Genomic DNA, 26936 nt, shown 5'->3' with positions numbered 1-26936 from the left:
GCCGCCGGCGGGTTTCAGGCCGACCTGAAGACGTCCAGGAAGTAGTCGACGAAGATCTTGATCTTCGGCGTGTTGCGGCGCGCGGGCAGGTAGCTCAGGTCGATGTCGTGCGGCTTCAGCGCCAGCGAGGGCAGCACCGGCACCAGCGTCGCGCCGTCGATCTGAGGCCGCGCCAGCGACACCGGCAGCAGCGCGATGCCCCGGGCCGACAGCGCCAGCCGCAGGACCATCTCGGGGTCGTCCGAGCGGAACACGCTTTCCACGCGCATCCGGTGCGTCTTCTCGACGGTCGCGAGGCTGATCTCGCGCTTGCGCCCATCGGCCTCGGTGGTCAGGAAGCGATGCGCCGCCAGGTCGGGCAGGCCCTGCACCGGGTCGTGCCGCGCGAGGTACGCCGGCGCGGCGCACAGCATGAGCGGCTCCTGCTTCAGGTGGCGCACCACCAGTTCGTCGCCTTCCTCGCGCCCGCAGCGGATGGCCACGTCGGCCCCGCCGTGGAGCAGGTCGGCGCGGTCCCTGCCGGTCTCGACCGTCACCTCCAGCCGGGGGTAGGCGGTCATGAAGGCCGGGAGGTGGTTCATCAGCAGTTCCCTGCCGTAGTAGTGCGGCACGGCGATGCGCAGCCGCCCCGTGACGGCGCCGCCTTCCGACGACAGATCGAGCATGACGTCGTCGAGGATGGTCAGCGCATGCTGGGCCGCCGCGAGGAACTCGCGGCCTTCCTCGGTCAGCGCGAAGCGGGTGGCGCCGCGATGCAGCAGCAGGTGCCCGACGGTGGCCTCGAGTCTCTGGAGCTGGCGCGACGCGGACGCCTTCGGCACGTTCAGCAGTTCGGCGGCCGGGGTGAGCCCGCCAAGCTGCGCGGCCTTGGTGAAGAGCCGCACGTCCGACAAAGAAAAGTCCTTCATTTCGCTTCGACGGGGTCCGTTTTTCTTGCTCTCCCTGAACGCTCCGTCCAGCGGTCGGGGAAGGGAGTGCCGAACCAGGGAGCAGGGCGACTTGCGGATTCACAAGCTACCTTTAGTTTCATTCTCTGACAGTCCGCTCCCGACGAATCACACTTTCGGCAACAGATGGCCAAGGCCGGGAAAAATTCACTTAATGCGGACAAATCCGCGAAATCGCCTTGCGCAATCCTCGAACAGGGTTGCGGTTTTTGCGAAGGCGTCGTGCAAATCAATCGCCGCGTGCCGAGCCCGGTCTCTGTTTGGTAGCAGAATTCATCCAATCATTGAACGTCCAGACTTCCCACTGATGCTCGCCCAAGCCCCCCGCACTTCCCTCGCAGACACCGCCGCCGACAGCATCCGCGGCGAAATCTCCGCCGGCCGCTGGGCCGTCGGCTCCCGCATCCCCATCGAGCCGCAGCTCGCGCAGTTGCTGGGCGTGAGCCGGGGCACGGTGCGCGAGGCGGTCAAGACGCTGGTGTCGCGCGGCCTGCTCGAGGTGCGCCAGGGCTCGGGCACCTATGTGCGCTCCGGCTTCGATCCTTCATCCAGCCTGCAGAAGATGCGCCTGGCCAGCCTGCGCGACCAGTTCGAGGTGCGCCAGGCGCTCGAGGTGGAAGCCGCCCGGCTCGCGGCGGTGCGCCACACGGCACGCGACCTGCGCCGCCTGCACACCCTGCTCGACAGGCGCGGCGTGCCCGACGAGGCCGACAACGGCGCGGCCTTCATCGAGCGCGACCTCGCGTTCCATCTGGCCATCGTCGACGTGTCGGGCAATCTCGCGCTGGCCGAGACCTGCCGCTTCATCACCGGCTACATCAAGGAAACCATCGCCAGCTCGCTGGGCACCGCCCTGCCCGAGCCCGACGAGGCCGCGCATCGCGCCGTCATCGAAGGCATCGCCAGCCGCGACCCCGACATGGCCGCCGCCGCGGTGCGCACCTTCATGGCGCCGATGATCAACGCGCTGGCGCTGGGCTCGTGATGAGCACGGCCACCGTCGCCACGGCGCGTCATTCGGGCGACGAACTGCTGATCGACGCCGAAGCCGACACCCTGCCCGCGCCGCGCCCCACGCCCGCGCCCACCCTCGCGCGCCGCATCCTGCTGGGCGCCAGCGTGGTGCTGATCGCCTTCAACCTGCGCCCGGTGTTCGCCAGCCTCTCGGTGGTGCTGCCCGAAATCATCAAGGCCACCGGACTTTCGGCCACCGCCGCCAGCCTGCTGACCACGCTGCCGATCGTCTGCCTGGGCGTGTTCGCGCCGCTCGCGCCGGGCCTGGGCCGGCGCTTCGGCACCGAGCGCACGCTGCTCGGGTGCATGGTGCTGATCCTCGTTGGCACGGTGCTGCGCGGCACCGGCAACATCCCGCTGCTCTTTTTGGCCTCGGCCATCGCGGGCAGCGGCATCGCGGTGTCGAACGTGCTGCTGTCGGGCCTGGTGAAGCGCGACTTCGCCTCGCAGGCGGCGCTGATGATGGGCCTGTACACCATGGCCGTGTGCGGCGGCGCGGCCAGCGCGGCCGGGCTCACGGTACCCATCGAGCACGCGCTGGGCGGCGGCTGGACCATGGCGCTGGCAATGTGGGCGCTGCCGGCCGCGCTGGTTACGCTGATCTGGGCGCCGCAGGCGCTGCCGCTGAAGCCGGTGGCGAGCGAATCTGGCTTCACCGTGCGCGGGCTCTGGAGCGACCGGCTGGCCTGGCAGGTCACCTTCTTCATGGGCCTGCAGTCCGCCCTCGCCTACATCGTGATGGGCTGGCTCGCGCCGATCCTGCGCGAGCGCGGCCTGGGCAGCGAGACGGCCGGCTACGTGGTGTCTCTTTCGGTCATGACGCAGGTGGTGACCTGCCTCGTGGTGCCGGCGCTGGCGGTGAGGCTGCGCAACCAGCGCGGCCTCGCCGTCGTGCTCGCGCTGCTCACTGTGGGCGCGATGCTGGCGATGCTGTTCGCGCCGCTGGGCGGCTTCTTCGGCGTGTGGGCCTGGGCGGTGCTGCTGGGCATCGCGCAGGGCGGCACCTTCGCGCTGGCGCTCACGATGATCGTGCTGCGCTCGCCCGATTCGCATGTGGCCGCGCATCTCTCGGGCATGGCGCAGGGCGTGGGCTACATGGTGGCGGCCTTCGGGCCCCTGGTGGCCGGGCTACTGCACGGCTGGACGGGGAGCTTCCGCGCCTCGTCGTGGCTCTTCATCGGCCTGGGCATCGCGCTCGTGATCGCGGGGCTGGGGGCTGGACGCACGATGCACGTGGGCACGACGACCGTGCCGCGCCACTGAGGCGCAGAACGTCCGCTGCCTACTGCGGCCCGCCGCAGAAGCCTGCGCGCTCGGTGGTCTTCGCGGTGAACAGCACGCGCGTGGTGGTCGCCGCGCTGCGCGGCTCGTTCTGCGGCCACTCGGTCTGCACCCAGGTGTATTGCCAGTCGTAGGGGGCGCCGGGCTTGAATGTCTCGCCGTAGGCGATGCGCAGGCTGCCGAAGCTCTCGTCGTGGCAGTGCTTCGAGGTCTTGTATTCCTTCTCGCTGAAGCAGGCGCGGATCATCTTGGAGCACGAGAACGGGATGTCCTCCTGCACGGCCTTGCCGCCTTCGAGCGGAACGAAATCGGCGGTGTCGAACGACGCGCCGCCGCCCGAATAGCCTTCCGACACCGTCTGCAGCACGGCCACGGCCCATTTGCCCTCGGCCACCGGGTAGAGCGCCGGCGCGAGCGAGAGGCGCGCCTCGGAGCGGCTGGCGTCGCTGTCTTTCTTCTGGGCCTGCGCGTAGTCGGAGAAATCGTGGAGGCGGTCGAGCTTCCAGCTCCTGGCATCGGCCCGGCTGATGCGCGCCATGGCCAGCGGCTCGGCCGAGAGCACCACGTAGTTGTTGGGCGCGGCGCCTCGCGGGCGATACAGGCCAAGCTGCTGCGCATTGCAGGGCTGCGGCAGCAGGCTGCAGAGATTCGCGCGCCACTGCGCATCGATCGACTCGGGCTTCTTCACCGCATCGAACACCTGCGCCGACGGTGCGGCGAACACGGGAACGGCGAACGACAGGGCGAGCAGGAACGACTGTTTTCTCATGGAGCCGGATGGTAGCCACCGGCGGTGGCGGGCGGTTGATAAAGTCGCACGCGACCATGAATCCTTCTTCTCCCGCCCTCCTCCGGATCGACGCGCTGAGCTTCGCCTACCCCGACCAACCCGCGCTGGTGTCCGGCTGGAATGCATCCATCGGCCCCGGCGTCACCCTGCTCTACGGCGACACCGGCACGGGCAAGTCGGCCTTGCTCCAGGTGATCGCCGGCACGCTGCCCGCCTCTTCGGGCCGGCTGACGGTGGCGGGCGCGAGCCTCGACGCCGCGCCGGAGGCCTATCGCCGCCAGGTGTTCTTCGTCGACCCGACGACCGACCGCTTCGACCAGCTCACGGCCCGCGAATGCACCGCCTCGCTCGCCGAGGGCGACGCGGGCTTCGACCAGGCGAAGTGGCAATCCATCGCCGACGGCTTCTCGCTGGCGCCGCACCTGGATAAGAAGATGTTCATGCTCTCGACCGGCTCGAAGCGCAAGGTGTGGATGGCGGCCGGGCTCGCGTCGGGCCGGCCGCTGGTCCTGCTGGACGAACCCACGGCCGGGCTCGACATGCCCTCGACGCGCTGCCTCTGGGGCACGCTTTCCGGCTTCGACGGGCGGCAAGGCCGCGCCGTCCTGGTGGCCAGCGCGGCGCGCATCGACACCGTGCCGCTCGCGGCCACCATCGAACTGCCCCTCGCCTGAAGCCCGCCTTCAGGCCGCGTCGAAGTTCGTGCTGCGGCTCACGGACTCCCAGGCCTCCATGTCCTCGAGCATCGCCTGCGCATGGGCGCGCACGGCATCGACCGAATCGTCGCCGAGCTGCAGGCGAAGCGGCGTGTGCTCGGCGTCCAGCGCCTTCTCGATGGCCACCGCGGCCTTGCGCGGATCGCCGGCCTGCGTGTTGTGCATGCTGTGCGCGAACTCGCGGGTGGCGCCCACCACCGGCTGGTAGGCCTCGATCACCGGCATGTGGCGCATGCCGCTGCCCGCGAGCTGGGTGCGGAACTGGCCCGGCTCGACGATCAGCACCTTGATGCCGAAGGGCGCCACCTCCTGCGCCAGCGCTTCCGAGGCGCCTTCCAGCGCGAACTTGGAGGCCGAATAGGCGCTGAAGCCCGAGAACGACAGCTGCCCGCCCAGGCTGGAAATGTTGACGATGGCGCCCGACCTCTGCGCGCGCAGCACCGGCAGCGCGGCGCGGGTGACGGCCATGGCGCCGAAGAAGTTGGTGTTCATCAGCGCGCGCAGCTCGGCGTCGGGCGTCTCCTCGAGCGCGCCGACCACGCCATAGCCCGCGTTGTTGACCAGCACGTCGATGCGGCCAAAGCGCTCGACCGCGGCCTGCACGGCGGCTTCGGCCGCGCCGGCCACATCCACGTCGAGCGGCGTGGCCAGCACGCGATCGGGCGCCAGCGCCACGAGGTCGGCCAGGCGGCTCGCGTCGCGGGCGGTGGCGACCACGTTGTGGCCCCGGGCCAGCGCATGTTCGGCGAAGGCATGGCCGAAGCCGGAGGCGGCGCCGGTGATGAACCAGGTCTTGCGGATTTGCGAAACGGTGTTGGCGGCGGTGGTCATGAAGCTTGCTCCTTGAGGGTTGATGGGTTGCCGTGAAGGCATGGCGTGACTGTTCCACCAACGCCACTCATCGACTAGATGGCTCAAATCGAATGCACTGTGCGATACGATGCATGAATGGACCGCTCCCTGCTCCCGCATCTCGCCATCGTGCTGGCGGTGCACCGGCGCGGCGGTTTCGCGGCCGCCGCGGCCGAGCTGGGCATGAGCGCCTCGGCCGTGAGCCATGCGGTGCGCGCAGTCGAGGACCACCTGGGCCAGCCGCTCTTCGCGCGCACCACCCGCAGCGTGCGGCTCACCGAGGCCGGCGCCGGCTTCATCGGCTTGCTCGCGCCGGCCATGGGCGAGATTGCCGACGCGGTCGACCGTTTCGGCGAGTCGTCGGGCCGCGTGGGCGGCGTGCTGCGCATCAACGCGCCGCACGTGGCGCTGCCGCTCGTCATCACGCCGCTGGTGGCCGAAATGGCGCGCCGCCACCCCGGGGTGACGATGGAGATCACCTGCGAAGATGGGCTGGCCGACATCGTGGAAAGCGGCCACGACGCCGGCGTGCGGCTGGGCCACACCGTGGCGCAGGACATGGTGGCCGTGCGGCTCACCCCGCCTTTCCACGCCATCATGGTCGCGACTCCGCGCTATCTGGAGGCGGCTGGCGAGCCGCGCAGCATCGAGGCACTGCAGCAGCACAACTGCATCGGCTTTCGCTTCGTGACCTCGGGCGGCATCTACGCCTGGGACCTGCGGGACCAAGGCGGCGCCCATGTGTCCGTCGAGGTGCCGGGCACGGTGCGCGTCACCGACGCGCTCTACGCCCGCGACCTGGCCCTGGCCGACGTGGGCATCGCCTATATCTTCGAGCCGCTGGTGCGCGCCGAACTGCGCGAGGGCCGCCTGCGCCAGGTGCTGCCGCATTCGGCCTTCGAGGAGCCGGGGCTGTTCTTGTACTTTCCGCGCCGCGCGGCCCAGGCGCCCAAGCTGCGCGCGTTTGTCGACCTGGCCCGGGAAATGCTCGAAAAAGAAGCATCCGGCCGGCCGGAACCCCGCTAAGACGCGCTTCGCGCCGGGGGCTTGGCAACCCGCATGGCGAAACCCGGTCCCGGCGGGCGACAATCGGGGATTCCGGAAAAAAGCGGGCTACCTCCCGACCGCCGGAAGTTCCAGCCACCCCGACAACCAGGATCTACGGAAGAAGCGCATGAGCTCGAAGCAACCCACCATCGTCTACACCCTCACCGACGAGGCGCCCCTGCTGGCGACCTACGCCTTCCTGCCCATCATCCGCGCCTTCACGAATCCGGCCGGCATCAACGTCGAGACCAGCGACATCTCCGTGGCGGCCCGCATCCTGGGCGAATTCCCCGATCTGCTGAGCGACGACCAGAAGGTGCCCGACAACCTCGCCGAACTGGGCAAGCTCACGCTCAAGCCCGAGGCCAACATCATCAAGCTGCCCAACATCAGCGCCTCGGTCTCCCAACTCAAGTCGGCGATCAAGGAACTGCAGGGCAAGGGCTACAAGATTCCCGACTACCCCGAGAACCCGACCACGGACGAAGAGAAGGACATCCGCGCGCGCTACAACAAGTGCACCGGCAGCGCCGTGAACCCCGTGCTGCGCGAAGGCAACTCCGACCGCCGCGCGCCCAAGGCCGTGAAGGAATACGCGCGCAAGAACCCGCACAGCATGGCCGAGTGGAGCCAGGCCTCGCGCTCGCACGTCTCGCACATGCACGGCGGCGACTTCTATCACGGCGAGAAGTCCATGACGCTCGACCGCGCGCGCGAACGTCAAGATGGAGCTCATCACCAAGAGCGGCAAGACCATCGTGCTCAAGCCCAAGGTCGCCCTGCTCGACCGCGAGATCATCGACTCCATGTTCATGAGCAAGAAGGCGCTGCTGGCCTTCTATGAAAAGGAGATCGAGGACGCGCACAAGACCGGCGTGATGTTCTCGCTGCACGTGAAGGCCACCATGATGAAGGTGTCGCACCCCATCGTGTTCGGCCACTGCGTGAAGATCTTCTACAAGGAAGCCTTCGAGAAGCACGGCAAGCTGTTCGACGAACTGGGCATCAACGTCAACAACGGCATGGTCGACCTCTACAACAAGATCGCCACGCTGCCGCAGAGCACGCAGGACGAGATCAAGCGCGACCTGCACGCCTGCCACGAGCACCGCCCCGAGCTGGCGATGGTCGACTCGGCCAAGGGCATCACCAACTTCCACTCGCCCAACGACATCATCGTGGACGCCTCCATGCCCGCGATGATCCGCAACGGCGGCAAGATGTGGGGCGCCGACGGCCGCCTGAAGGACGTGAAGGCCGTGATGCCCGAATCGACCTTCGCCCGCATCTACCAGGAGATCATCAACTTCTGCAAGTGGCACGGCGCCTTCGACCCCAGGACCATGGGTACCGTGCCCAACGTGGGCCTGATGGCGCAGAAGGCCGAGGAATACGGCTCGCACGACAAGACCTTCGAGATCGCCGAAGACGGCGTCGCCAACATCACCGACCTGGACACCGGCGAAGTGCTGATGAGCCAGGAAGTGGAGCAAGGCGACATCTGGCGCATGTGCCAGGTCAAGGACGCCGCGATCCGCGACTGGGTCAAGCTGGCCGTCAACCGCGCGCGCAACTCCGGCATGCCGGTAGTGTTCTGGCTCGACGCCTACCGCCCGCACGAGGCGCAGCTGATCACCAAGGTCAAGATGTACCTGCACGAGCACAACACCACGGGCCTGGACATCCAGATCATGAGCCAGGTGCGCGCCATGCGCTACACGCTGGAGCGCGTGGTCCGCGGCCTAGACACCATCAGCGCTACCGGCAACATCCTGCGCGACTACCTGACCGACCTGTTCCCCATCATGGAACTGGGCACCTCGGCCAAGATGCTGTCGATCGTTCCGCTGATGGCCGGCGGCGGCATGTACGAGACCGGCGCGGGCGGCTCCGCTCCCAAGCACGTGCAGCAGCTGGTGGAAGAGAACCACCTGCGCTGGGACTCGCTGGGCGAATTCCTCGCGCTGGCCGTGAGCCTGGAAGACCTGGGCCTGAAGACGAACAACAAGAAGGCGGCCATCCTGGCCAAGACGCTGGACACCGCCACCGGCAAGCTGCTCGACAACAACAAGAACCCCTCGCCCAAGACCGGCCAGCTCGACAACCGCGGCAGCCAGTTCTACCTGGCGATGTACTGGGCGCAGGAACTGGCCGCGCAGACCGAGGACAAGGAACTGCAGGCCGCCTTCGCGAAGCTGGCCGAGACGCTCACCGCCAACGAGCAGAAGATCGTCGACGAGCTCGCCGCCGTGCAGGGCAAGCCGGTGGACATCGGCGGCTACTACCTGGCCGACCCGGTCAAGTTCTCGGCCATCATGCGCCCGAGCGCCACGCTGAACGCGGCGCTGGCTTCGGCGTAAGGCTCACGGGAATCGCGGTGCGGAGGCCAGAGCCGCACAGTTGAATTCCCGGCTCAAACTGCTGCACCGGCGCTCGGGCCACAAGGCCTGCCGCCGGTGCATTCACGTCAGAATACCGACTCGCGCTCCGGACACCGGGCGACAACGAGCATGCCAGCGCCAACGAAGCGCACACCACGGAGTTCAACAGGAGGGAGGCAAATGGCACGAGCCATCATGGGCGCAAAGCCCGCAGAAGCCGGGCCGCAGCTGTCGCTGCGCCCCACCGACACACAGACAGCCACCCGCACCGTGCTGGGCGGGGCCGCGCTGCAGGCGCGCCTGCGCCAGAAGCGCTCGACCGCCTATATCGAGGCCATGACCCGGCTCGACGCCGGGACGCACCTGCACGGTGCCCAGGCGGCCCAAGCCACGCAAGATCTGCTGGCAGCCATACGCCAGGAGCTCCCCGATGTGGCCATCGACGCGCTGCCAATCGGCATCGTCGCCAAGTGCTACCTGGGCGTGCCCTATGAAGTGCATACCCTGACCTGTGCCGGCAGCATCATCCAGCACTTCAAGGCCGGTGAGGCGCTGCCTTCCCTGATGGAGCGCGCCCGCTCGCTCGCGCAACATCCCGGCTACGCCTTCATCGAGGTGTATTCCAACCGGCTGATCACCGTCAGCGCCTCCGGCCAGACGGCCATCATCGACATTTGAAAGGCGACCCATGAGTTCAGAACGCATCATTCAACTCGCCGACCTGAGCATGATCCTGGGGTCACTGCGCAGCCTGCAGGGCGACATCGGCACGGTCTCCGGTCAGGTCGAATCGGTCGGGCGCGACCTGACGCAGACCCGTTCCGAGCTCTCGCGGCTCGAACAGGCCTTTGCCGACTTCGTCGAGGCCGACCTCAAGGCCAAGGAACTCTCGCTGGCAGAGACCCGTCAGGTCAAAGTGCGCCAGGAACTGGAAACTGCCTTCGGCTACTACGCCGTAGTGCGCCGTCAGGCCACCGGTATCCTGCAGGCCTCCGACGTTCAGCTGGTGCGCAACGAAACGCTGCGCAGCGCCACTGAAGAACTGATGATCTCTGCGCCCCGCTACTGGCTGGCGCCTGCGCTGGTGGCCCTGTCGGCCTGGCTCGGAGACAACCGCGAGCTGGCGACACGCGCGCTGGCTGAAGCAGTACGTCGCGACGACGAGAAGACCTCGCTGTTCTTCGCGCTCGTGTCGCGCCGCGCCAACCGCACTGAAGCCAACCGCACCTGGCTCGACCGCTACTTCGCGCTGCAAAACCCATACAAGCTCGACCGCCAGACCGTCGTCATGATCGATGCCATGGCCAACGGCGTGTTCGGTGCCGACGTGAGCATGTATTGCAGCAAGCGCATCTCCGCCTGGATCGACGAGCTTTCGCAGCAAGCCGGCTTCGTGGAAACGCAGCGCAGCCAGTGGAGCAAGGGCCTGCTCTCCAAGACGCCCAACGAAGACCACGGCGGCCGCTACAGCCACCTCAAGCGCTTCAGCCCGACCTGGACGGACGTCAACCACGCGCTCAATGGCGTGGCCATGCACCAGGCCGTGCTGACGCACTTCGACGGCGTCTTCAAGGGCGAGATCAAGGCCGCGCCCAGCATCCTCACGGCGGTGGACGACCTGCTGAACAAGCTGGTAACGCGCTTCGACGACGAAGAGTTGCCGCTGCGCCGCCAGGAAGAAATGTGCCGTTTCATCATCGAGGAAAGCGGCGACAAGAACGCAGCCCGCAAGCGCCATGACCTGCAAAGCACCGCGCTCGAAGAGCAGGTCGACTTCACGCAACTGCTGACCAACGCGGCCATGCATCCGGAGACCTCGTACGTCACGCGCGCCACGCAGCGCTTTGCCATTGCGCATTCGCGCGACTGGATCGTGGACGCCCATGCCGATGTCACCGCCGGCGTACGCATGGCCGTACCGACGCGCATCGACATCACCATCGAAGACTGGAAGGGCAGCACCGCCAACGGCGAGGACGAGACAGAGTTGCTCGCCAGCCTGAAGGAAGACATCGCCAGGCGCGAAGCCGATGCGCTGGCGCAGGTGAAGCTCACGGGCATGCACTGGGCCGGCCTGGTGATCGGTGTCCTGCTGATGCTGGTGGCCTTTGGCGCCGGCCTATTCCCGTTCCTGATCGGCGCGGGCTGCCTGACGTGGGTGTTCCTGGCCTATCGCCAGCTCGACAAGACGCGCGACAAGATCAGGGCCGACTTCGCTACGCTCCTCGAACAATCGAGCCAGGCACTGCGCGCCTGCGTGGCCGAGGTTGTCGAACTGCGCCGCGACATCGCCAAGCGCGACGCAGTGGCGGCGGACGTGACGGCGCTGCTCGAGAGCATCACTCCCGGGCAACACATCCTCTCGTCGCACGACACGGTGCGCCGCGTCCTGGTCAATGGCTGAGAAACCGACAAGAAGGAGTTACGCATGAACCGCGTCATCATCCCTGGAGCGACCGCGCCCACATTGCCCGCTGATCTCGCTCCGGCAACCCCCCCCGCGACCCCGCACCAAACCCCGGCCGAAGCGCCCGACGCACTGGCCGGCGCCCTGCCCGCCTGGGACCTGCTGCCGGCCACGCCCTTCATCCGCCGCGTCAAGTAGATGCCGGCGCCCACGGAAGGCCCCCGGACCTATGCGCAGTGGAGCGAATGCCTCGACCGCCTGGCCTCGGGCACGCAAGACGAGGCCTGCCTCGCGCACATGAGCGGCGGCGGGCTGTCGTGGAGCGGCGGCGTCGGTCCGCTGTTCGCGCAGCGACTTACCGATGAGTTCAGCGCCCGGCTGACGCGCTGTTCCGAGCACCTGACGCGCGACCTGCGCATGGGCGCGGACGAAGGCAGCGTGGTGCGGGCGATCCTCAACGCGCGCCAGTCGTTGTTCTTTCTGCACCGGCTCGCGCAGCTCCCGGTCTTTGCCGAAACACTGCGCGCGCACCTGACCAGCGAAGTGCGCAAGTTCGCCGAGCGCTCGCAGAAGTCGCTCGAAGACTCGGCCCAAGCCGACCGCAGCGGGCGCCTGCGCCTGCTGCTGCAGAACAACAACCTGCTGCGCTACGACGCGCTGGCCGCCTCCGGGGTCGCCGCGCCTTCCATGCAAGCTTCAAGCGCCCCCACGGACATGCCTTCTTCCGGTACGCGGCGGCGCAACATCCTGATTTGAAGAGTACCGATGAGCGACACCACCGAGTTCAAGGCCACCCTCACGCGCTACCTCAAGGCGCGCATTCCGTTCATCTCGATCCGCAGCGCGGAGCGCGCCCGCGTGCTCGACCTGCTGCGCGAGGTAGGTGCCACGCTGAACGCGCCGGTGTACGTGCACACGCTCTCCCAGGGCACCCGCGAGCTCGCGACCGGCCGCAGCGTCAATGAAGACCGGTCGTCCGCCGGAGCCGTCGACTTCGCGAGCCAGCAGTTCGCGCAGCGGCAAAACCTGTCGATGGTGTTGACGGAGGTGTCCGACATCGAGGACGACACAGCCTCCGCGCGCCACCTGCTCGACGTGGTCATGCTGGCCGCCGAACACAGTGGGGTAGTGATGGTCATCACGACCAAGCCCGTGTGGGGCCAGTTGCAGCGCGCCGGCATGTCGCTGACGCTCTCGGCCCCCAGCGAGGACGAGATGTTCGCGATCATCCGTGAGAACCTCGACGCCTATCGAGGCCACTTCCCCATCGAATGGGATGCCGACGACGAGCGCCGAGCCGCGGCCATCCTCGCGGGCATTTCGCGCATCGAGGCCGAGAACATCATCGCCACGCTGCTGGCCAACGGCCGCGTGACCAAGGCCGACATGGTCGAGCTGATGCACGCCAAGGACCGCATCTTCGCGGACATCTCCGGTATCGAGCGAGTCAGCGTGCGCGGCACGGAGCTGAACGTGGGCGGGCTCGGCGGCCTCAAGGCATGGCTCGACAAGGAACGGCCACTGCTCACCGCCGACCTGCGCGAACGCGGCATCCGCCCGCCGCGCGGCGTGTTGCTGGTGGGCGTACCGGGTTGCGGCAAGTCGCTCTCGGCCAAGGCCATCGCGGCCAACTGGAGCCTGCCGCTGTACCGGCTCGACCTGTCGACCATCCACGGCCAGTATCTGGGACAGAGCGAATCTCGCCTGAAGGACGCACTGGCCACGGCCGATCACGTCTCGCCCTGCGTACTGTGGATCGACGAGATCGAAAAAGGCCTGGCCGGCGCGCAAGGCAGCGGCGACGGCGGCACCTCGACGCGCCTCATCGGGCAGTTCCTGTATTGGCTGCAGGAGGCGCGCTCGCGGGTGTTCGTGGTGGCCACCGCCAACGACGTGTCCAAACTGCCGCCCGAGTTGCTGCGCCGGGGCCGCTTCGACGAGTTGTTCTTCGTCGACCTGCCGACGCCGCTGGAACGCCGCGAGATCATCGACATCTACACGCGTCGGGGCCTCAAGCAGACGCCGCCCGAGGAACTGATGGAAGAATTGGTCGGCCTGTCGGACGGCTTCGCGGGATCCGACCTCGAATCGGCGGTACGCGAAGTGGTCAAGGAGGCCTACCTGAACGGCGACGCAGCCGTCACGCCCGACCTGTTTCGCCGCGCCTTCATGAATGTCGTGCCGCTGTCGAAGACCGCGCCCGAGCAGATCGAGAGCATCCGTGCCTGGGGCCGCGAGCGCGCGGTGCCGGCATCGGGCCAGCCCATCGGCGCGGCTCAGAACCAGCCGCGCCCGCGCCGCCAGGTACTGGGCTGATGCAATACGGCACACGCACGTTACAAGAACGGGGATTTTGCCCCGCCCTTCACAACTAGACTGTTGGCTCACCCAAAGCTCGCCGAGTGAGACAGGCCCACCATGAAACACTGTCTGCTGATTTCCCTCATGCTGGCATTCGCAGGTGCCGCCCACGGCGCAGAGGACTGCGAGGCGCTGCGCACCCGCATCGAACAGAAGATCGCCGCGAGCGGCGTGGCGCGCTTCACCGTCACCGTCATCGATGCGAACGCATCGGCGAACGGCCAGGTGGTGGGCAGCTGCGAGCTCGGCACGAAGAAGGTCGTCTATCTGAAGGACGCGGGGGCCGCACCGGCTCCTCCTGCATCTACCCCCGTATCTGCCCCGATGCCGAAGCCGGCGCAGGGCACGGACGAACCCATGATCACCGAGTGCAAGGACGGCACCGTGACCATGGGCAACTGCAGGAAGCAGTAGCGGCAACCCGGCGGCGCCCGCCGCCCGGCCCTGCCCGCACCACCCAATCTCGCGGCCGGAGTCTTCCGGCTCGTCAGCCCTTCGCCACCACCCGCGCGATCCACGCGAGCAGCACCGCCTCGACCTCGTCGCGGTTGGTCTCGTTCAGCGCCTCGTGGCGCGCGCCGCCGAACACGTGGCACGACACGTCGCGCAGCCCCGCCTCGCGGTAGCGCTCCACCAGCGGATAGAACCACTCGGCCTTGTTGCTCACCGGGTCTTCGCCGCCGATGAACAGGTACAGGGGCAGCTCGGGGCGGATGGTCTTGCGCATGGCCTCGGGCGTGAGGTCGCCCAGCTTCGCGAACATCGAGCCCAGCCCCTCCGGGGAGACCGTGAAGCCGCACAGCGGATCGGCGATGTACGCATCGACCTGCGCCGGATCGCGGCTGAGCCAGTCGAAGGGCGTGCGCACGTCGGGCAGCGCGGCGTTCATGTCTTCCAGCTTGAAGCCCGACTGCAGCGCGGTTCCCAGCAGGTCGAGCGCCGAGGTGCCCGACAGCGCCGCGCCCGCGAGCAGCGAGCCGTGCTCGACGAGGTAGTACTGCAGCGCGAACGATCCCATGCTGTGGCCCAGCAGGATCAGCGGCAGCCCGGGGTGCACGCCGCGCACATGGCGGCTCAGCAGCGCCATGTCGTCCACCAGCCCGGCGAACGCGCGCGGCCCGAACTCGCCCAGCTCGCCGCGCGCCTGCGCACCCTTGCCATGGCCGCGATGTTCGTTCGCATAGACCACGTACCCCGCGCGCACCAGCGATTCGGCCAGATGCCGATAGCGCAGCGAATGCTCGCCCATGCCGTGCGCGAGCTGCACGATGGCGCGCGGCACCGTCGCCGTGCCCAGCCACCGATGGACCTCCACCGTGACGCCGTCGTTGGCGGTGAGCTCGAAGTGGGTCTCGGTGGTCGGCATGCAGTGCTCCATACAGTGATCGATGGAGCCGATCCTAGGTGCTGGCGCGCGGCGATTCGATCAGGGGTTTCCTGCTTTTGTCGCGCGGTGGACAGCAGACATGCATCCGCTTCTGCCTCCCGGCACGACAGCACTCGGTGACTTCCCCTGGATATACTGCCGCGTCGCGCCGAGCTGGCGTGACCGGGTTTGGAAGCCTGATTCACCTCTGCGACACAACCGCACACATGGAGATCACTCGTGGCTCGACCCGCTTCCGTTTTCACGCACCCCGGCACCTCTGCCGCATCCACCGATTCCGCAATCGACGCGCTCGCTCGACAGGCTTGCGACGACGCAGCGCAATTGAATGAGGTTCTGCAAGCCCATGCCTGCATCGAAAAGCTCATCGCTCCCGAACGCACAAGCGAACTCGAAGAGATGGCGACCTCACGCAGCGAACTGGGTGCGCTGCTTCGTTTGGCCAACGCAGAGCTTCAGCGCTGCATCAGCGCAGTCGAGAGCAGCACATCGCAACTGCATGACGCGCTGATCGCCGAAGAGACGCCCGCGAAACCCGCGTAACTCGCCGTCTATCGTGGCCCGCCGCCGGCGAGCAGCGCGGCCATCTTCCGCAGCGCCGCCTCCGGCGTGGCCTCGATGTGGATCGAACAAGCCAGCATCAGGTTCAGCTGCTGCCCAAAGTCCTCGACCGCGATGCCGGTGCCGCGTTCGCGCAGCACGCCGTTCACGTCAACTTCGCATGGCAGCCCGGCGCGCACGCGATCTGCGTAGCTGCCTTCGGGCACGCCGTAGGCCACGACCGGGATGCCCAGCGCGATCGCCGCGCCGACTTCGAACACCGTGCCGGAATCGGGCTCCATGCCCCTGAAGCTCGCGAGATTGGCGACGACTCCATCCGCACCGCGAAGGCGCTGCATGTTGGCTTCGTAGATCTGCTTCTCGGGCGCTTCGGAGCTCAGTTCCTCGTTGCCGTCGGCCGGCAGCAGCGCCGCGAGTCCGGCTGCGTCGCAGGCGGCCGACAGCCTGACGAAATGCTCCCTCGCGTCGGGGCGAAAGACGTCCGGCCCCGCAAGGTAGATGCGCGGGCGGGCCGTGTTCCGGGGAGGCTGGTTGTCCATCGGCGGAGCATCGGCGATTTCGGGCTCTTGCTCAATCCTTGCGACATGGTGCAAAGCGAATTACCGATGGATGCAACGGCCGGCAGCACCGGCCGCTGCGGCTTCGGGGAATCAGGCAAGAAACTCGCACGAAGGGACCAACGCCCCGCTCGCGCCTTCTCTACCGCGAAAGCACTACGCGGCGCCGAGCAAGGGAAGCGACGGCCCCAGTCGGCATTGCGTTTTGCAGGATCAGGCAAAAACCGCGTTCGATTCGTCTACCGCTTCGGGCTCGTGAAAACGCACACTTCTCTGCATGCCCGGCTCACGCTCATTTCAGTGTGCGCCCCACGGCAGACAGATCAGCACGAGGAGTTCACCATGACCACGATCCAGGAAAAAGTCGTACTCATCACCGGCGCGAGCAGCGGCATCGGCGAAGCGACCGCCAGGCTGCTTGCGCGGCGCGGCGCCAAGGTGGTGCTCGGTGCGCGCCGCACCGACAGGCTCGCCGCGCTCGCGGCCGAGATCACGGCCACGGGCGGCACGGCGAGCTTCCAGCGGCTCGACGTGACGCACCGGCCCGACATGGAAGCATTCGCCGAATTCGCGCTCGAGACGCACGAGCAGATCGACGTGCTCGTCAACGCGGCGGGCGTGATGCCGATGTCGCCGCTGTGGAACCGCAAGATCGAGGAGTGGGAACTCATGATCGACGTGAACCTGCGCGGCGTGCTGCTGGGCATCGCGGCGGTGCTGCCGACGATGCAGGAGCAGGGCTGGGGCCACATCGTGAACGTGGCGCCGGTGGCGATGCACGGGCTGTCGCCAGGCTCGGCGGTGTACCACGGCACGCAGTACGCGGTGAACGCGGTCTCCGAGGGCCTGCGGCAGGAGCATGCCGGCCGGCTGCACGTGACGGTGGTGAGCCCCGACGTGCACGGCCCCATCGATCCGCTGGCGGAGCGCATCGCGGCCAGCTACGCACGCGAACGTATGCGCACCAACCGGCGCATCGCGGTGCCGGTGGATGCGGTGGCGCGCTCGATCGCGGGGGCCATCGAGGGCTACGGCATCACGGCCGGTGCGGTGCGTCCGCCCGCCAGGCAGCACCATCAGCAGCAGCAAAGGCCGCGCCCGGCCGAGTACGCTCAGTAGGTCTTGTAGGGCAGGAACTTGCCCGACAGCACCACGTTGACGCGGTCGCCCTTCGGGTCGGCCTCGCGCTGGATGTCCATGCTGAAGTCGATGGCGCTCATGATGCCGTCGCCGAATTCCTCATGGATCAGTTCCTTGATGGTGGTGCCGTACACGCTCACCACCTCGTACCAGCGGTAGATGAGCGGGTCGGTAGGCACCGGCGTGGGCAGCGAGCCCTTGTAGGGCACGACCTTCAGCCACTTCTGCTCCTCGGCGGTGAGGCCGAAGATCTTGCCGATGATCTTCGCCTGCTTGTCGTCGAGCGTCATCTGGCCGAGGCAGGCGGCGGTGGTCCACTCCTTCGAGAGGCCGACCTTCGTGGCCACGTCGGCCCACTGGATGCCCTTGCTGACCTTGGTTGCGATGATCTTCTCGGTGACGTCGTTGCGGTTCATGGGGTTTGCTCCTGATCGATATGAACGTGATGAAGGGGTGAAGGCGAGGTCACGCCGCCTTCGCGCGCGTGACGAGGAAATCGACGATGTGGTTGCGCAGCGCGTAGTAGCCGTCGAGGTGGTGCAGCGACGCGCGCGTGCGCTCGCGCGGCAGCGGGTTGACCACCGTCTCGACGATGTTCCCCGCGCGGTACCCGCCCTGCGGCAGGTCGACGCCGTTGCTCATCAGCAGGATGCGATCGGCCAGCAGGATGGCCTCGTCCACGTCGTGCGTGATCATGAAGACCGTCTGCTGCGTCTGGCGCACGATGGCCATCAGCTCGTCCTGGATGGTGCCGCGCGTGAGCGCGTCGAGCGCGCCGAAGGGCTCGTCGAGCAGCAGCATCTTGGGGCTGATGGCGAAGGCGCGCGCGATGCCCACGCGCTGCTTCATGCCGCCCGAGAGCTGCGAGGGCTTCTTGTCGATGGCCCCCTGCAGGCCGACCATGGCGACGAAGCGCTCCACCTGCGCATCGACCTGCGCGGCCGACCACCCGGGCCAGCGCGAGACCACCGCGAAGGCGATGTTCCTGCGCACGGTGAGCCACGGCATGAGCGCATGGCTCTGGAACACCACGCCGCGCTCCAGGCTGGGGCCTGCCACCTCGCGCCCGTCCATGAAGACGTGGCCCGCGCTGGCCTGGTCCAGGCCCGCCAGCACGTTGAGGATGGTGGTCTTGCCGCAGCCCGAGTGGCCGATGACGCAGACGAACTCGCCGCGCTCGAGCGTGAACGACACGTCGGCGAACACGGGCCGCGCGGGCGCGAAGGCCTTGGCCAGCCCCTCCACGCGCAGGAAGCCGCGGGCGCCGGGCGCCTCCACGGCGGCGGAAACGACAGGCTGGTTCATGGCTTCACCTCGGGCCGGAAGAACGGCGCGCTCACTCCACATAGGTCACCTTCCGCTGCAGCGCCGCGAAGGCCTGGTCGAGCAGCATGCCCACCACGCCGATCAGCAGGATCGCGAAGATCACGTTGGTGAGCGACAGGTTGTTCCACTCGTTCCACACGAAGTAGCCGATGCCCGTGCCGCCCACCAGCATCTCGGCCGCCACGATGACCAGCCACGCGATGCTCATGCTGATGCGCATGCCCGTGAGGATGGTGGGCGCCGCCGCCGGCAGGATGACTCGGAACGCGCGGCGCAGCGGCTTCACTTCGAGCGTGCTGGCCACGTTGAGCCACTCGCGCTTGACCGAGGCCACGCCGAAGGCAGTGTTCAGCAGCATCGGCCACACCGAGCAGATGAAGATCACGAAGATGCCGCTGACCGACGAGTCCTTGATGGTGTAGAGCGCCAGCGGCATCCACGCCAGCGGCGAGATCGGCTTTAGCACCTGGATGAAGGGATCGAAGGCCTTGTGCAGCAGCGGCGACATGCCGATGACGAAGCCCAGCGGCACCGCCACCACGCACGCCAGCGCGAAGCCCAGGCCCACGCGCGCCAGCGACCACGCCAGCTGGATGGCGATGCCCTTGTCGTTGGGGCCGTTGTCGTAGAACGGATTCGACAAATGCTTCCACGCGGTGGCGGCCATCTCGGCGGGCGTGGGAAAGCCTGAGCTCTTCACCTGGCCCTGTGTGGGGTCCTTGCCGAGCATTTTCTGGTATTCGATCTGCTCGGCGGTCATGCCTGCCGCGGCGGAGGTGCCGCCGGCCGGTGCGGTGGCGACCTGCCACACGCCCACCAGCAGCAGGAACATCAGCAGCGACACCAGCGCCGCCTTGAACGAAAGAGCCTTCTTGCGCATGGCTCAGGCCATCTTCGCGATGGCGAAGCTCTTGAGGTAGTCGTCGGGCTTGGCCGGGTCGAACACCTTGCCCATGACGGTGAACTTGGGGTACGCCCCGTCGGGCACGGCCTGGCCCAGGTCCTTCATGCGCTTCTTCGCGTCGGTGAGCAGGAAGACCTTCTCGGCGATGCGCCTGTAGTCGATGTCGCCCTTCACGTAGCCCCAGCGCTTCATCTGGGTGAGCATCCACACGGCCATCGACTGCCAGGGAATGGGGTCGAAGTCGGCGCGCTCGGGCACGGTGCGGATGTTGCCCAGCCCGTCGGCGAACTTGCCGGTGAGCACCTGCGTGAGCACGGTCTCGGGCTGGTTCAGGTATTGCGCGGGCGCGATCACCTTGGCGATGAGCTCGCGGTTCTTCGGATCGCGCGCCATGGCCGAGGCGGTGAGCACCGAGCGCACCAGCGCGGCGAAGGTGTTGGGGTTCTTCTCGATGAACTCGGTCGATGTGCCGAAGGCGCAGCAGGGGTGCCCGTTCCACAGGTCCTTGGTGAGCAGGTGGATGAAGCCGATCTCCTCGAACACCGCGCGCTGGTTGAACGGATCGGGGCCGAGGTAGCCGTCGATGTTGCCGGCGCGCAGGTTGGCCACCATCTCGGGCGGCGGCACCACGCGGATCTGGATGTCGGTGTCGGGGTTCAGGCCCGCTTCCGCCACGTAGTAGCGCAGCAGGAAGTTGTGCATGCTGTACTCGAAGGGCACGGCGAACTTCAGGCCCTTCCAGGTCTTGGGGTCGCGCTTGTCCTTGTGCTTGTTGGCCAGCGTGATGGCCTGGCCGTTGGTGTTCTGGATGGTCGCGACGTTCATGGGCACCGCGTTGGAGCCCGCGCCCATCGAGATGGCCAGCGGCATCGGCGACAGGAAGTGCGTGGCGTCGTACTCCTTGTTGAGCATCTTGTCGCGGATGAGCGCCCAGCCCGCCGTCTTCACCACCTCCACGTCGAGGCCCTGCTTCTGATAGAAGCCCAGCGGGTGCGCCATGATGAGCGGCGTGGCGCAGGTGATGGGAATGAAGCCGATCTTGAGCTTCGTCTTCTCCAGCGGCGCCTTCTCCTGCGCCATGGCCTGCAGCGCGCCGAGCGGGAACACCGAGGCGATGGCGGCACGCGCGGCGCCCGCGCCCACGGCGCGAAGGAAGCCGCGCCGCACGCTGTCGACGGGGAACAGCGCCTTCATGAGGCTGGCCTCTAGCTTGTCCTCCGGCAGCACGCCTGCCCGCTGCGCGCCATGCACGCGCCCGCAGGCGCAGCGCATGTTCAGCGGCCGGTCGGCATCGTAGGGATCGCAGGCGGTCGGTTCTTGCGGGTGGGACATGGTGGTGCACCTCGTTGGAAAGATGCAGCCGCCGTTGCAAGCGCCGGGCCGGAAAGGCGCTGTGGAAGCCGTTGCGCAGCCTGCGGCATCAGATCGTGCCGCCGGCGTCGAGGCCTTGTAGGGCTGGCACTACAAGCCGATGCACGCCAACGGCGTCTTCGGGCTTTTTTCAGCCGGGAGAGCCCTGCTTGCCGTGGCGTTCGGCATACAGGGCCAGCTCCACATCGTTCTTGGTGCCGGTCTTTTCGAGGATGCGTGCGCGATAGGTGCTCACGGTGTTGGGCGCCAGGCCCAGCTGCGCACCGATTTCGCTCACGCTGTGCCCCGCGCTGAGCAGCCGGTACACCTGGTGCTCGCGGTGCGAGAGCATCTCGGCGCCCTGCCCAGCGCCGCGTCCCACGGCCGTGGCCAATGCCTCGGCCGTGGCAGCGGACACATAGAGCCCGCCGGCCGCCACCTTGCGCACCGCGCCGACCATGTCGTCGGCGTCGGCGCTCTTGTTGAGATAGCCCGATGCGCCCAGCTTGATGCAGCGCACCGCGTACTGCTTCTCCGGATAGGTGCTCAGCATCAGCACCGGAAGCGACGGCCATCGCTTGCGCAGCGCCTGCAGCACGTCGAGCCCGTCGCGGCCAGGCAGGGCGATGTCGAGCAGCACCACGTCGAGGCCCTCGGGTCCGCCGAGCGCCTGCACGGCTTCCAGCACCTCGGGGCCGGTCTGCGCCTCGGCGCGCACGACCATCGCGGGCAGTCCGTTGGAGAGGTCGCCCAGCATCTGCTTCAGGCCCTCGCGCACGATGCGGTGGTCGTCGCCGATGAGCACGCGGATGTCGCTCATTGCGCGCCTCCGTGCGCATCCACGTGCAGCGGCAGTTGAAGGCGAAAGGTGCTGCCCTCGCCCACGCGGCTCTCGATGTCGATGCGCCCGCCGAAGTGGCGCGCTCGCTCGCGCATGCCGAGCACGCCGTAGGAGGTGGCGGCCTCGAAGGCCTGCGCCGGCGCGCCGACGCCGTCGTCTCGCACGCTGATGCTCAGCCGCGCCTGCTCGACGCCGATGCGGATGCCGAGGCTGCTCGCCTTCGCGTGGCGCCCGACGTTGCTCAGCATCTCCTGGAAGATGCGGAACACCGCGATGGCTGCGGGCTCGGGCAGCTCCACGCCGGGCGGCACGTCGAAGCGCCAGTCCAGCTCCAGCTCGGCCGCCTGCACGAACTCGTGCGCCTGCCATTCGAGCGCGGCCCACAGGCCCTGGTGGTCGAGGATGCTGGGGCGCAGATCGGTGATGATGCGCCCCACGTTGTCGACCGCGCGCTCGATGAGCTGGCTCATGTTCGTGCACTTGCAGCGCATCTGCTCGCGCATGGCCTGCGCCGCGTCGGGCGTGCGCTCCTGCTGTTCGCCCAGGCGCTTGCCGATCCAGTTGACGTCCATCTTCAGCGCCACCAGCAGGCTGCCGAGCTCATCGTGCACCTCCCGTGCGATGCGGGTCCGCTCTTCCTCGCGCACCTTGTCGAGCCACGCGGAAAGCTCGCGCAGCTGCGCCAGCGCGTCGCTGAGCTCGCGGGTGCGCTCCTGCACGCGCAGGCCGAGTTCGTCCTTGGCCTGCTGCAGCGCCTCCGCCTGGCGCCGGCGCTCGGTGATGTCGACGAAGGTGATGACGGCGCCGCGCACCTGCGCGCCGTCCATGATCGGGTGGCTCGAATACTCGACGGCAAAGGCGCTGCCGTCGCGGCGCCAGAACACCTCGGTGTCGATGCGGCAAGGCAGGCCGCGCCGGAAGGCGTTGAAGATGGGGCAGTCGGTGTCGGCGTAGTGCGAGCCGTCGGGGTGCGAGTGGTGCGTGAGCTCGTGCATGTTCGAGCCGAGCACGTCGCCCACCTCATGGCCGAGCATCTGCGCGCCGGCCCGGTTGATGAACATGCAGTGGCCGTCGAGGTCGATGCCGAAGATGCCCTCGCCCGTCGATTCCAGCAGCAGGCCAAGCTGGTGCTGCCACAGCGGGTGGCTGGCGGCGGGGTTCAGTACGGGCGTCTCCATGCACCAAAAGCAAGCAACAGCCGTGCCCGGAGAGGCTGGCGCGTCAGGTGCGCGCCCAGTGGAACTTGCGGTCCGATTCCTTGATGGGCTGGTCGTTGATGCTTGCATAACGCCTCTGCATCAGGCCGTTCTCCGCGAACTCCCAGTTCTCGTTGCCATGGCTTCGGTACCACTGGCCCGAGTCGTCGTGCCATTCGTACTCGAAGCGCACCGCGATGCGGTTGTCCATGAAGGCCCAGAGCTGCTTCTTGAGGCGATAGTCGAGCTCGCGCGTCCACTTGCGCGACAGGAACTCCACCACCTGCTCGCGGCCGTTGACGAAATCGGCGCGGTTGCGCCATTCGGTGCCGGGCGTGTAGGCCAGGCTCACGCGAACGGGGTCGCGCGAGTTCCAGGCGTCTTCGGCGGCCTGGACCTTCTGGATGGCGGATTCGAGGGTGAAGGGCGGCAGCGGCGGGCGTGATTCCATGGTGGTTCTTTCGATGGAGGTTGAAGGGGATGCGTTGAAATGTGCCACATGTAGACAGACCTGTCTACATGCCTACAATCACGCCATGGACATCTCTTCCATCTCCGAGCTGCCGGCGCGCGAGCGCATCCTGCGCACCGCGCACGACCTCTTCTACGCCGACGGCATCCGCGCCACCGGCATCGACCGCGTGATCGCCGCATCGGGCGTCACCAAGGTCACCTTCTACCGGCACTACCCGTCGAAGGACGACCTGGTGCGGGCCTTCCTCGATCACCGCCACGGCCTGTGGATGGCGTGGTTCGTCGATGCGCTCGGCCGGCTCGGCGCGCAGCAGCGCATCGGCGGCGGCCAGGCGCTGGAGGTGCTGGCCGACGCCATGGCCGAATGGTTCGCAGACCCGGCCTTCCGCGGCTGTGCCTTCATCAACTCGGTGGTCGAGGTCGGCGGCAGCGTGAGCGGCGCGAGCGACATCTCGCGCGAGCACAAGCGCGAGATGGTCGAGGTGATCGCCGGGCTGTTGCCCGAAACGCTGGAGGGCTCGCAGCGCATGGCCATCGCGCAGGCGGCTGCGCTGGGCGTCGACGGCGCCATCGTCAAGGCGCAGATGGGCGGCGCGGCGCTCGCGCGCGAAGCGGTCGACGACCTGCGCCGGCTGCTTCAGGCGCTGGCGGCCACGCTGCCCGCCTCGCCAGCCGTTACTTCACGACCATCAGAGTGAACGGCCACACATAGGCCTGCAGCGTCACGTAGAAGCCCACGAGGCAGGCCAGCGCGATGGAGTGGAAGAACACGTAGCGCAGGATCTCGCCTTCGTGGTTGAACCAGCGCGTGGCGGTGGAAGCCACCACGATCGACTGCGCATCGATCATCTTGCCCATCACGCCGCCCGAGCTGTTGGCCGCGCCCATCAGGTTCGGGCTCAGGCCGAGCTGGTCGGCCGCCACCTTCTGCATGCCGCCGAAGAGCACGTTCGATGCGGTGTCGGAGCCCGTGAGCGCCACGCCCAGCCAGCCCATCAGCGTGCCGAAGAAGGGATACAGCACGCCGGTGTTGGCGAAGGCCAGGCCCAGCGTGGTGTCCAGCCCCGAGTAGCGCGTGAGCGTGCCCAGCGCGAGCATCAGCACGATGGTGAGCAGCGAGAACTTCACCAGCCACAGCGTGCGGCCGTAGGCGGCCACGAGCTGGATCGGGTTGTACTTCATCACCAGCCCGCCCACGATGGCCGACACCAGGATGCCGGTGCCCGTGGCCGAGAGCAGCAGCAGCTGGTACACCGCGCCCTCCTTCGTCGGCTTGGGCACCACCGGCGCCACCTTCTCGACCATGTTGTGCAGCCCGTCGATGGGGAAGCTCGGCGCGAAGATGCCGTTGAGCCAGGTCTTCACCACCGGCAGGCCCCAGATGAACACGAACACGGTGAGGATGAGCCACGGCGTCCAGGCGCGGATCACGGCGGCGCTCGAATGCTTCGTCGGCGCGACGGCAGCGGAAGCCTCGCCGCCATCGGCCTCATGCCCCTTGAGCGACACGGAGGTCCAGACCTTCTTCGGCTTCCACACGCGCAGGAACGCGACCAGGCACACCATCGAGACGATGGCCGCGATGATGTCCACCAGCTCCGGCCCGATGTAGTTCGACACCAGGAACTGCGGAATCGCGAAGGACACGCCCGTCACCAGGATGGCCGGCCACACCTCCATCATTCCCTTGCGCCCCGCGAAGGCCCAGATGAGCCAGAAGGGCACCAGCAGCGAGAAGAACGGCAGCTGCCGCCCGATCATCGCGGTGACAGCCATCAGGTCGTAGCCGTGCACCTTGGCCAGCGTGATGACCGGCGTGCCCAATGCGCCGAAGGCCACCGGCGCGGTGTTCGCGATGAGCGAGAGCCCCGATGCCGCCAGCGGCGAGAACCCGAGCCCGATGAGGATGGCCGCGGTGACGGCCACCGGCGTGCCGAAGCCCGCCGCGCCCTCGAAGAAGGCGCCGAAGGCGAACGCGATGAGCAGCAGCTGCAGGCGCCTGTCTTCGGTGATGCCGGCGATGGAGTCCTGCAGTATCTGGAAGCTGCCGTTCTGCTGCGTGAGCTGCTGCAGGAAGATGATGTTCAGCACGATCCAGCCGATGGGCAGCAGGCCGGTGATGCCGCCGAGAAAGGCGGCCTTGCCCGCCATGTCGGCCGGCATGCCGAAGGCGAACACCGCGATGAGCACCGCGCTCAGCAGGCCCAGCCCCGCCGCGTAGTGCGCCTTGACGTGAAGCAACCCCAGGCACACCAGCATCACCACCACCGGTATCGCGGCCAGCGCCGTCGATACGATCATGTTGCCGAAGGGGTTGTAAACCTGTTGCCAGACCATGCGCTCGTCTCCTGTTGTTTTGGGAATTCTTCTGAGCCGGTGCTTCGGCCGGGCAGGACCGGAAGCGTTCGCTACCATCCTACCCCGCTACCCCTCCCGACAAAAGATGGTTTCTCCGCGTCTCCCCTCGACACAGGGCCTGCAGGCCTTCGAGGCCGTCGCACGGCTGCGCAGCGTGAACCTCGCGGCCGAGGAGCTCGCCGTGACGCCCAGCGCCGTGAGCCACCGCATCCGCCAGCTCGAGCTGCTGCTCGGGCTCAAGTTCTTTACCGGCAGCGACTTCAGCCTCAGCGCCGACGGCATGGCCTACCTGGCGCGCGTGCGCGAGGCCATCGCGGCGCTGCGGCAGGTGCCGGGGCGCGAGCCCGAGTCGCAGGTGCGGCGGCTGCGCGTGGCCGTCACGCCTACCTTCTCGCGCCAGATGCTGCTGCCCCGGCTGGCGCGCTTTCGCGATGCCTACCCGAACATCGAGCTGATGCTGCAGGTGACCATGCCGGTGCGCAACACCACGGCGGAAGAAGCCGACATCGAGCTGCGCTTCGGCACCGGCCCCTTCCATGACCGCGAGTTCGTCCAGCTTCTGGCCGACGACGTCTCGCCGGTGTGCAGCCCCGCCTACCTAGAGCGCCACGGCCCCTTCGAAAGCTTCGAGACCGACGCCGAGGTGTCGCGCGCGCAACTGCTGCGCACGCCGCTGGAGTCGTGGCGCACCTGGTTCAAGGCCTGCGGCATCGGCCTGCCCGAGCCCGCCACGGGCCACCAGTTCAACGACCTCGGGCTGGCGCTCGATGCCGCCGCCGAGGACTTCGGCGTGGTGCTCATGCACCTGCGCCTGGGCAGCGCCTGGCTCGACAACGGCCGGCTGGTGCGGCTGTCGCGGCGCAGCGTGCCCTCGCCCAACGCCTACTTCCTGTGCTGGAAGCCGGGCGCCATGGAGCGGTGGGAGTGCGCCACCTTCGTCGAGTGGCTGCGCGAGGCGCTGCGCGAGCGGGCGAGCTGAATTCTTTTCAGCAGCAGGGTCGGAATTTTTCAGATGGCGCCCCTGGGCGCCTGCTGATAATGGCCGG

Annotated in this window: 27 protein-coding genes and 1 pseudogene; 15 read left to right on the top strand and 13 right to left on the bottom strand. The window is 67.7% G+C overall.

Annotation, left to right across the window (positions count from 1 at the left end):
• Positions 1-14 precede the first annotated feature (14 nt).
• Complete coding sequence (locus tag ACHMXA_RS10920) at positions 15-908, bottom strand: LysR family transcriptional regulator (RefSeq protein WP_395320661.1); 894 nt, start codon at positions 906-908, stop codon at positions 15-17.
• Between the two features lie 346 nt (positions 909-1254).
• Here ACHMXA_RS10920 and ACHMXA_RS10915 point away from each other — a divergent pair, with 346 nt between their 5' ends.
• Together ACHMXA_RS10915 and ACHMXA_RS10910 are read left to right on the top strand one after the other, a co-directional pair.
• Positions 1255-1932 (top strand): FadR/GntR family transcriptional regulator, encoded by a 678-nt coding sequence (locus ACHMXA_RS10915; protein ID WP_395320660.1) that lies wholly within the window; start codon positions 1255-1257, stop codon positions 1930-1932.
• Positions 1932-3224, top strand: coding sequence for a CynX/NimT family MFS transporter (locus ACHMXA_RS10910; protein WP_395320659.1), 1293 nt, complete (start codon positions 1932-1934; stop codon positions 3222-3224). The genes ACHMXA_RS10915 and ACHMXA_RS10910 overlap by 1 nt, the downstream gene beginning before the upstream one ends.
• A 19-nt stretch (positions 3225-3243) precedes the next feature.
• On the opposite strand, the gene ACHMXA_RS10905 is transcribed toward ACHMXA_RS10910, so the two are convergent.
• The gene (locus ACHMXA_RS10905; RefSeq protein ID WP_395320658.1) at positions 3244-4011 is read right to left on the bottom strand and encodes a hypothetical protein; all 768 of its coding nucleotides are present in this window, start codon (positions 4009-4011) and stop codon (positions 3244-3246) included.
• A gap of 56 nt (positions 4012-4067) precedes the next feature.
• On the opposite strand from ACHMXA_RS10905, the gene ACHMXA_RS10900 reads away from it, so the two are divergent.
• Positions 4068-4706 carry an ATP-binding cassette domain-containing protein gene (locus ACHMXA_RS10900; protein WP_395320657.1) on the top strand — a complete coding sequence of 213 codons (639 nt, stop codon included), beginning with the start codon at positions 4068-4070 and terminating at the stop codon, positions 4704-4706.
• 9 nt (positions 4707-4715) lie between these two features.
• Here the strand turns inward: ACHMXA_RS10900 and ACHMXA_RS10895 are convergent, their stop codons facing one another.
• Positions 4716-5579, bottom strand: a complete 864-nt coding sequence (locus ACHMXA_RS10895; protein ID WP_395320656.1) for an oxidoreductase — start codon at positions 5577-5579, stop codon at positions 4716-4718.
• A 117-nt stretch (positions 5580-5696) separates the two neighbouring features.
• Between ACHMXA_RS10895 and ACHMXA_RS10890 the strand changes: the two genes are divergently transcribed.
• From ACHMXA_RS10890 to ACHMXA_RS10855, 8 genes and pseudogenes are all read left to right on the top strand, one after another.
• Complete coding sequence (locus ACHMXA_RS10890; RefSeq protein WP_395320655.1) at positions 5697-6626, top strand: LysR family transcriptional regulator; 930 nt, start codon at positions 5697-5699, stop codon at positions 6624-6626.
• A 148-nt stretch (positions 6627-6774) separates the two neighbouring features.
• Positions 6775-9007: pseudogene (locus ACHMXA_RS10885) on the top strand (NADP-dependent isocitrate dehydrogenase).
• A gap of 201 nt (positions 9008-9208) precedes the next feature.
• Positions 9209-9706, top strand: coding sequence for a hypothetical protein (locus ACHMXA_RS10880; RefSeq protein ID WP_395320654.1), 498 nt, complete (start codon positions 9209-9211; stop codon positions 9704-9706).
• Positions 9707-9716: 10 nt separating this feature from the next.
• Entirely contained in the window at positions 9717-11432 is a 1716-nt protein-coding gene (locus tag ACHMXA_RS10875; protein ID WP_395320653.1) for a hypothetical protein, read from the top strand.
• Between the two features lie 24 nt (positions 11433-11456).
• Positions 11457-11633: a hypothetical protein gene (locus tag ACHMXA_RS10870; RefSeq protein ID WP_395320652.1), complete on the top strand. Its 177-nt coding sequence runs from the start codon at positions 11457-11459 to the stop codon at positions 11631-11633.
• Positions 11634-12191: a hypothetical protein gene (locus ACHMXA_RS10865; RefSeq protein ID WP_395320651.1), complete on the top strand. Its 558-nt coding sequence runs from the start codon at positions 11634-11636 to the stop codon at positions 12189-12191.
• Positions 12192-12200: 9 nt separating this feature from the next.
• A complete protein-coding gene (locus ACHMXA_RS10860) occupies positions 12201-13751 on the top strand; it encodes an AAA family ATPase (RefSeq protein WP_395320650.1) in 1551 nt (516 codons plus the stop codon).
• A 102-nt stretch (positions 13752-13853) separates the two neighbouring features.
• Positions 13854-14210: a DUF1161 domain-containing protein gene (locus ACHMXA_RS10855; RefSeq protein ID WP_395320649.1), complete on the top strand. Its 357-nt coding sequence runs from the start codon at positions 13854-13856 to the stop codon at positions 14208-14210.
• A 73-nt stretch (positions 14211-14283) separates the two neighbouring features.
• On the opposite strand, the gene ACHMXA_RS10850 is transcribed toward ACHMXA_RS10855, so the two are convergent.
• Complete coding sequence (locus ACHMXA_RS10850) at positions 14284-15162, bottom strand: alpha/beta fold hydrolase (RefSeq protein WP_176664387.1); 879 nt, start codon at positions 15160-15162, stop codon at positions 14284-14286.
• 240 nt (positions 15163-15402) lie between these two features.
• Between ACHMXA_RS10850 and ACHMXA_RS10845 the strand changes: the two genes are divergently transcribed.
• Complete coding sequence (locus ACHMXA_RS10845; RefSeq protein ID WP_395320648.1) at positions 15403-15726, top strand: hypothetical protein; 324 nt, start codon at positions 15403-15405, stop codon at positions 15724-15726.
• 8 nt (positions 15727-15734) lie between these two features.
• Here ACHMXA_RS10845 and ACHMXA_RS10840 read toward each other — a convergent pair whose 3' ends face one another.
• Positions 15735-16283 carry a nucleoside 2-deoxyribosyltransferase gene (locus ACHMXA_RS10840; protein ID WP_395320647.1) on the bottom strand — a complete coding sequence of 183 codons (549 nt, stop codon included), beginning with the start codon at positions 16281-16283 and terminating at the stop codon, positions 15735-15737.
• A 360-nt stretch (positions 16284-16643) separates the two neighbouring features.
• Here ACHMXA_RS10840 and ACHMXA_RS10835 point away from each other — a divergent pair, with 360 nt between their 5' ends.
• Positions 16644-17420 carry an SDR family oxidoreductase gene (locus ACHMXA_RS10835; RefSeq protein ID WP_395320646.1) on the top strand — a complete coding sequence of 259 codons (777 nt, stop codon included), beginning with the start codon at positions 16644-16646 and terminating at the stop codon, positions 17418-17420.
• Here the strand turns inward: ACHMXA_RS10835 and cynS are convergent.
• The 7 genes from cynS to ACHMXA_RS10800 all read right to left on the bottom strand — a co-directional run bounded on the left by cynS (position 17414) and on the right by ACHMXA_RS10800 (position 23509).
• Positions 17414-17857, bottom strand: a complete 444-nt coding sequence (gene cynS, locus ACHMXA_RS10830) for a cyanase (protein WP_019654195.1) — start codon at positions 17855-17857, stop codon at positions 17414-17416. The genes ACHMXA_RS10835 and cynS overlap by 7 nt on opposite strands.
• A 49-nt stretch (positions 17858-17906) precedes the next feature.
• Complete coding sequence (locus ACHMXA_RS10825) at positions 17907-18746, bottom strand: ABC transporter ATP-binding protein (protein WP_395320645.1); 840 nt, start codon at positions 18744-18746, stop codon at positions 17907-17909.
• A gap of 31 nt (positions 18747-18777) precedes the next feature.
• On the bottom strand, positions 18778-19647 hold the full coding sequence (gene ntrB, locus ACHMXA_RS10820; protein WP_126022575.1) for a nitrate ABC transporter permease: 870 nt from the start codon (positions 19645-19647) through the stop codon (positions 18778-18780).
• Positions 19648-19650: 3 nt separating this feature from the next.
• Positions 19651-21003: a CmpA/NrtA family ABC transporter substrate-binding protein gene (locus ACHMXA_RS10815; RefSeq protein ID WP_395320644.1), complete on the bottom strand. Its 1353-nt coding sequence runs from the start codon at positions 21001-21003 to the stop codon at positions 19651-19653.
• A 169-nt stretch (positions 21004-21172) separates the two neighbouring features.
• Positions 21173-21841: a response regulator gene (locus tag ACHMXA_RS10810; protein ID WP_395320643.1), complete on the bottom strand. Its 669-nt coding sequence runs from the start codon at positions 21839-21841 to the stop codon at positions 21173-21175.
• Positions 21838-23040, bottom strand: coding sequence for a PAS domain S-box protein (locus ACHMXA_RS10805; RefSeq protein WP_395320642.1), 1203 nt, complete (start codon positions 23038-23040; stop codon positions 21838-21840). The genes ACHMXA_RS10810 and ACHMXA_RS10805 overlap by 4 nt, the downstream gene beginning before the upstream one ends.
• A gap of 43 nt (positions 23041-23083) precedes the next feature.
• Positions 23084-23509 (bottom strand): DUF1348 family protein, encoded by a 426-nt coding sequence (locus ACHMXA_RS10800; protein ID WP_395320641.1) that lies wholly within the window; start codon positions 23507-23509, stop codon positions 23084-23086.
• Between the two features lie 85 nt (positions 23510-23594).
• On the opposite strand from ACHMXA_RS10800, the gene ACHMXA_RS10795 reads away from it, so the two are divergent.
• The gene (locus ACHMXA_RS10795) at positions 23595-24230 is read left to right on the top strand and encodes a TetR/AcrR family transcriptional regulator (protein ID WP_395320640.1); all 636 of its coding nucleotides are present in this window, start codon (positions 23595-23597) and stop codon (positions 24228-24230) included.
• Here ACHMXA_RS10795 and ACHMXA_RS10790 read toward each other — a convergent pair.
• Positions 24208-25869: an L-lactate permease gene (locus tag ACHMXA_RS10790; protein WP_395320639.1), complete on the bottom strand. Its 1662-nt coding sequence runs from the start codon at positions 25867-25869 to the stop codon at positions 24208-24210. The genes ACHMXA_RS10795 and ACHMXA_RS10790 overlap by 23 nt on opposite strands.
• Before the next feature lie 106 nt (positions 25870-25975).
• On the opposite strand from ACHMXA_RS10790, the gene ACHMXA_RS10785 reads away from it, so the two are divergent.
• Positions 25976-26869, top strand: a complete 894-nt coding sequence (locus ACHMXA_RS10785; protein ID WP_395320638.1) for a LysR substrate-binding domain-containing protein — start codon at positions 25976-25978, stop codon at positions 26867-26869.
• Positions 26870-26936: the final 67 nt, after the last annotated feature.

Source organism: Variovorax sp. UC74_104, from assembly GCF_044055375.1.
Taxonomy (GTDB): Bacteria; Pseudomonadota; Gammaproteobacteria; order Burkholderiales; family Burkholderiaceae_C; genus Variovorax.
Note: the sequence above shows the minus strand (reverse complement) of the source record. Positions and strands in the feature narration are given on the sequence as shown.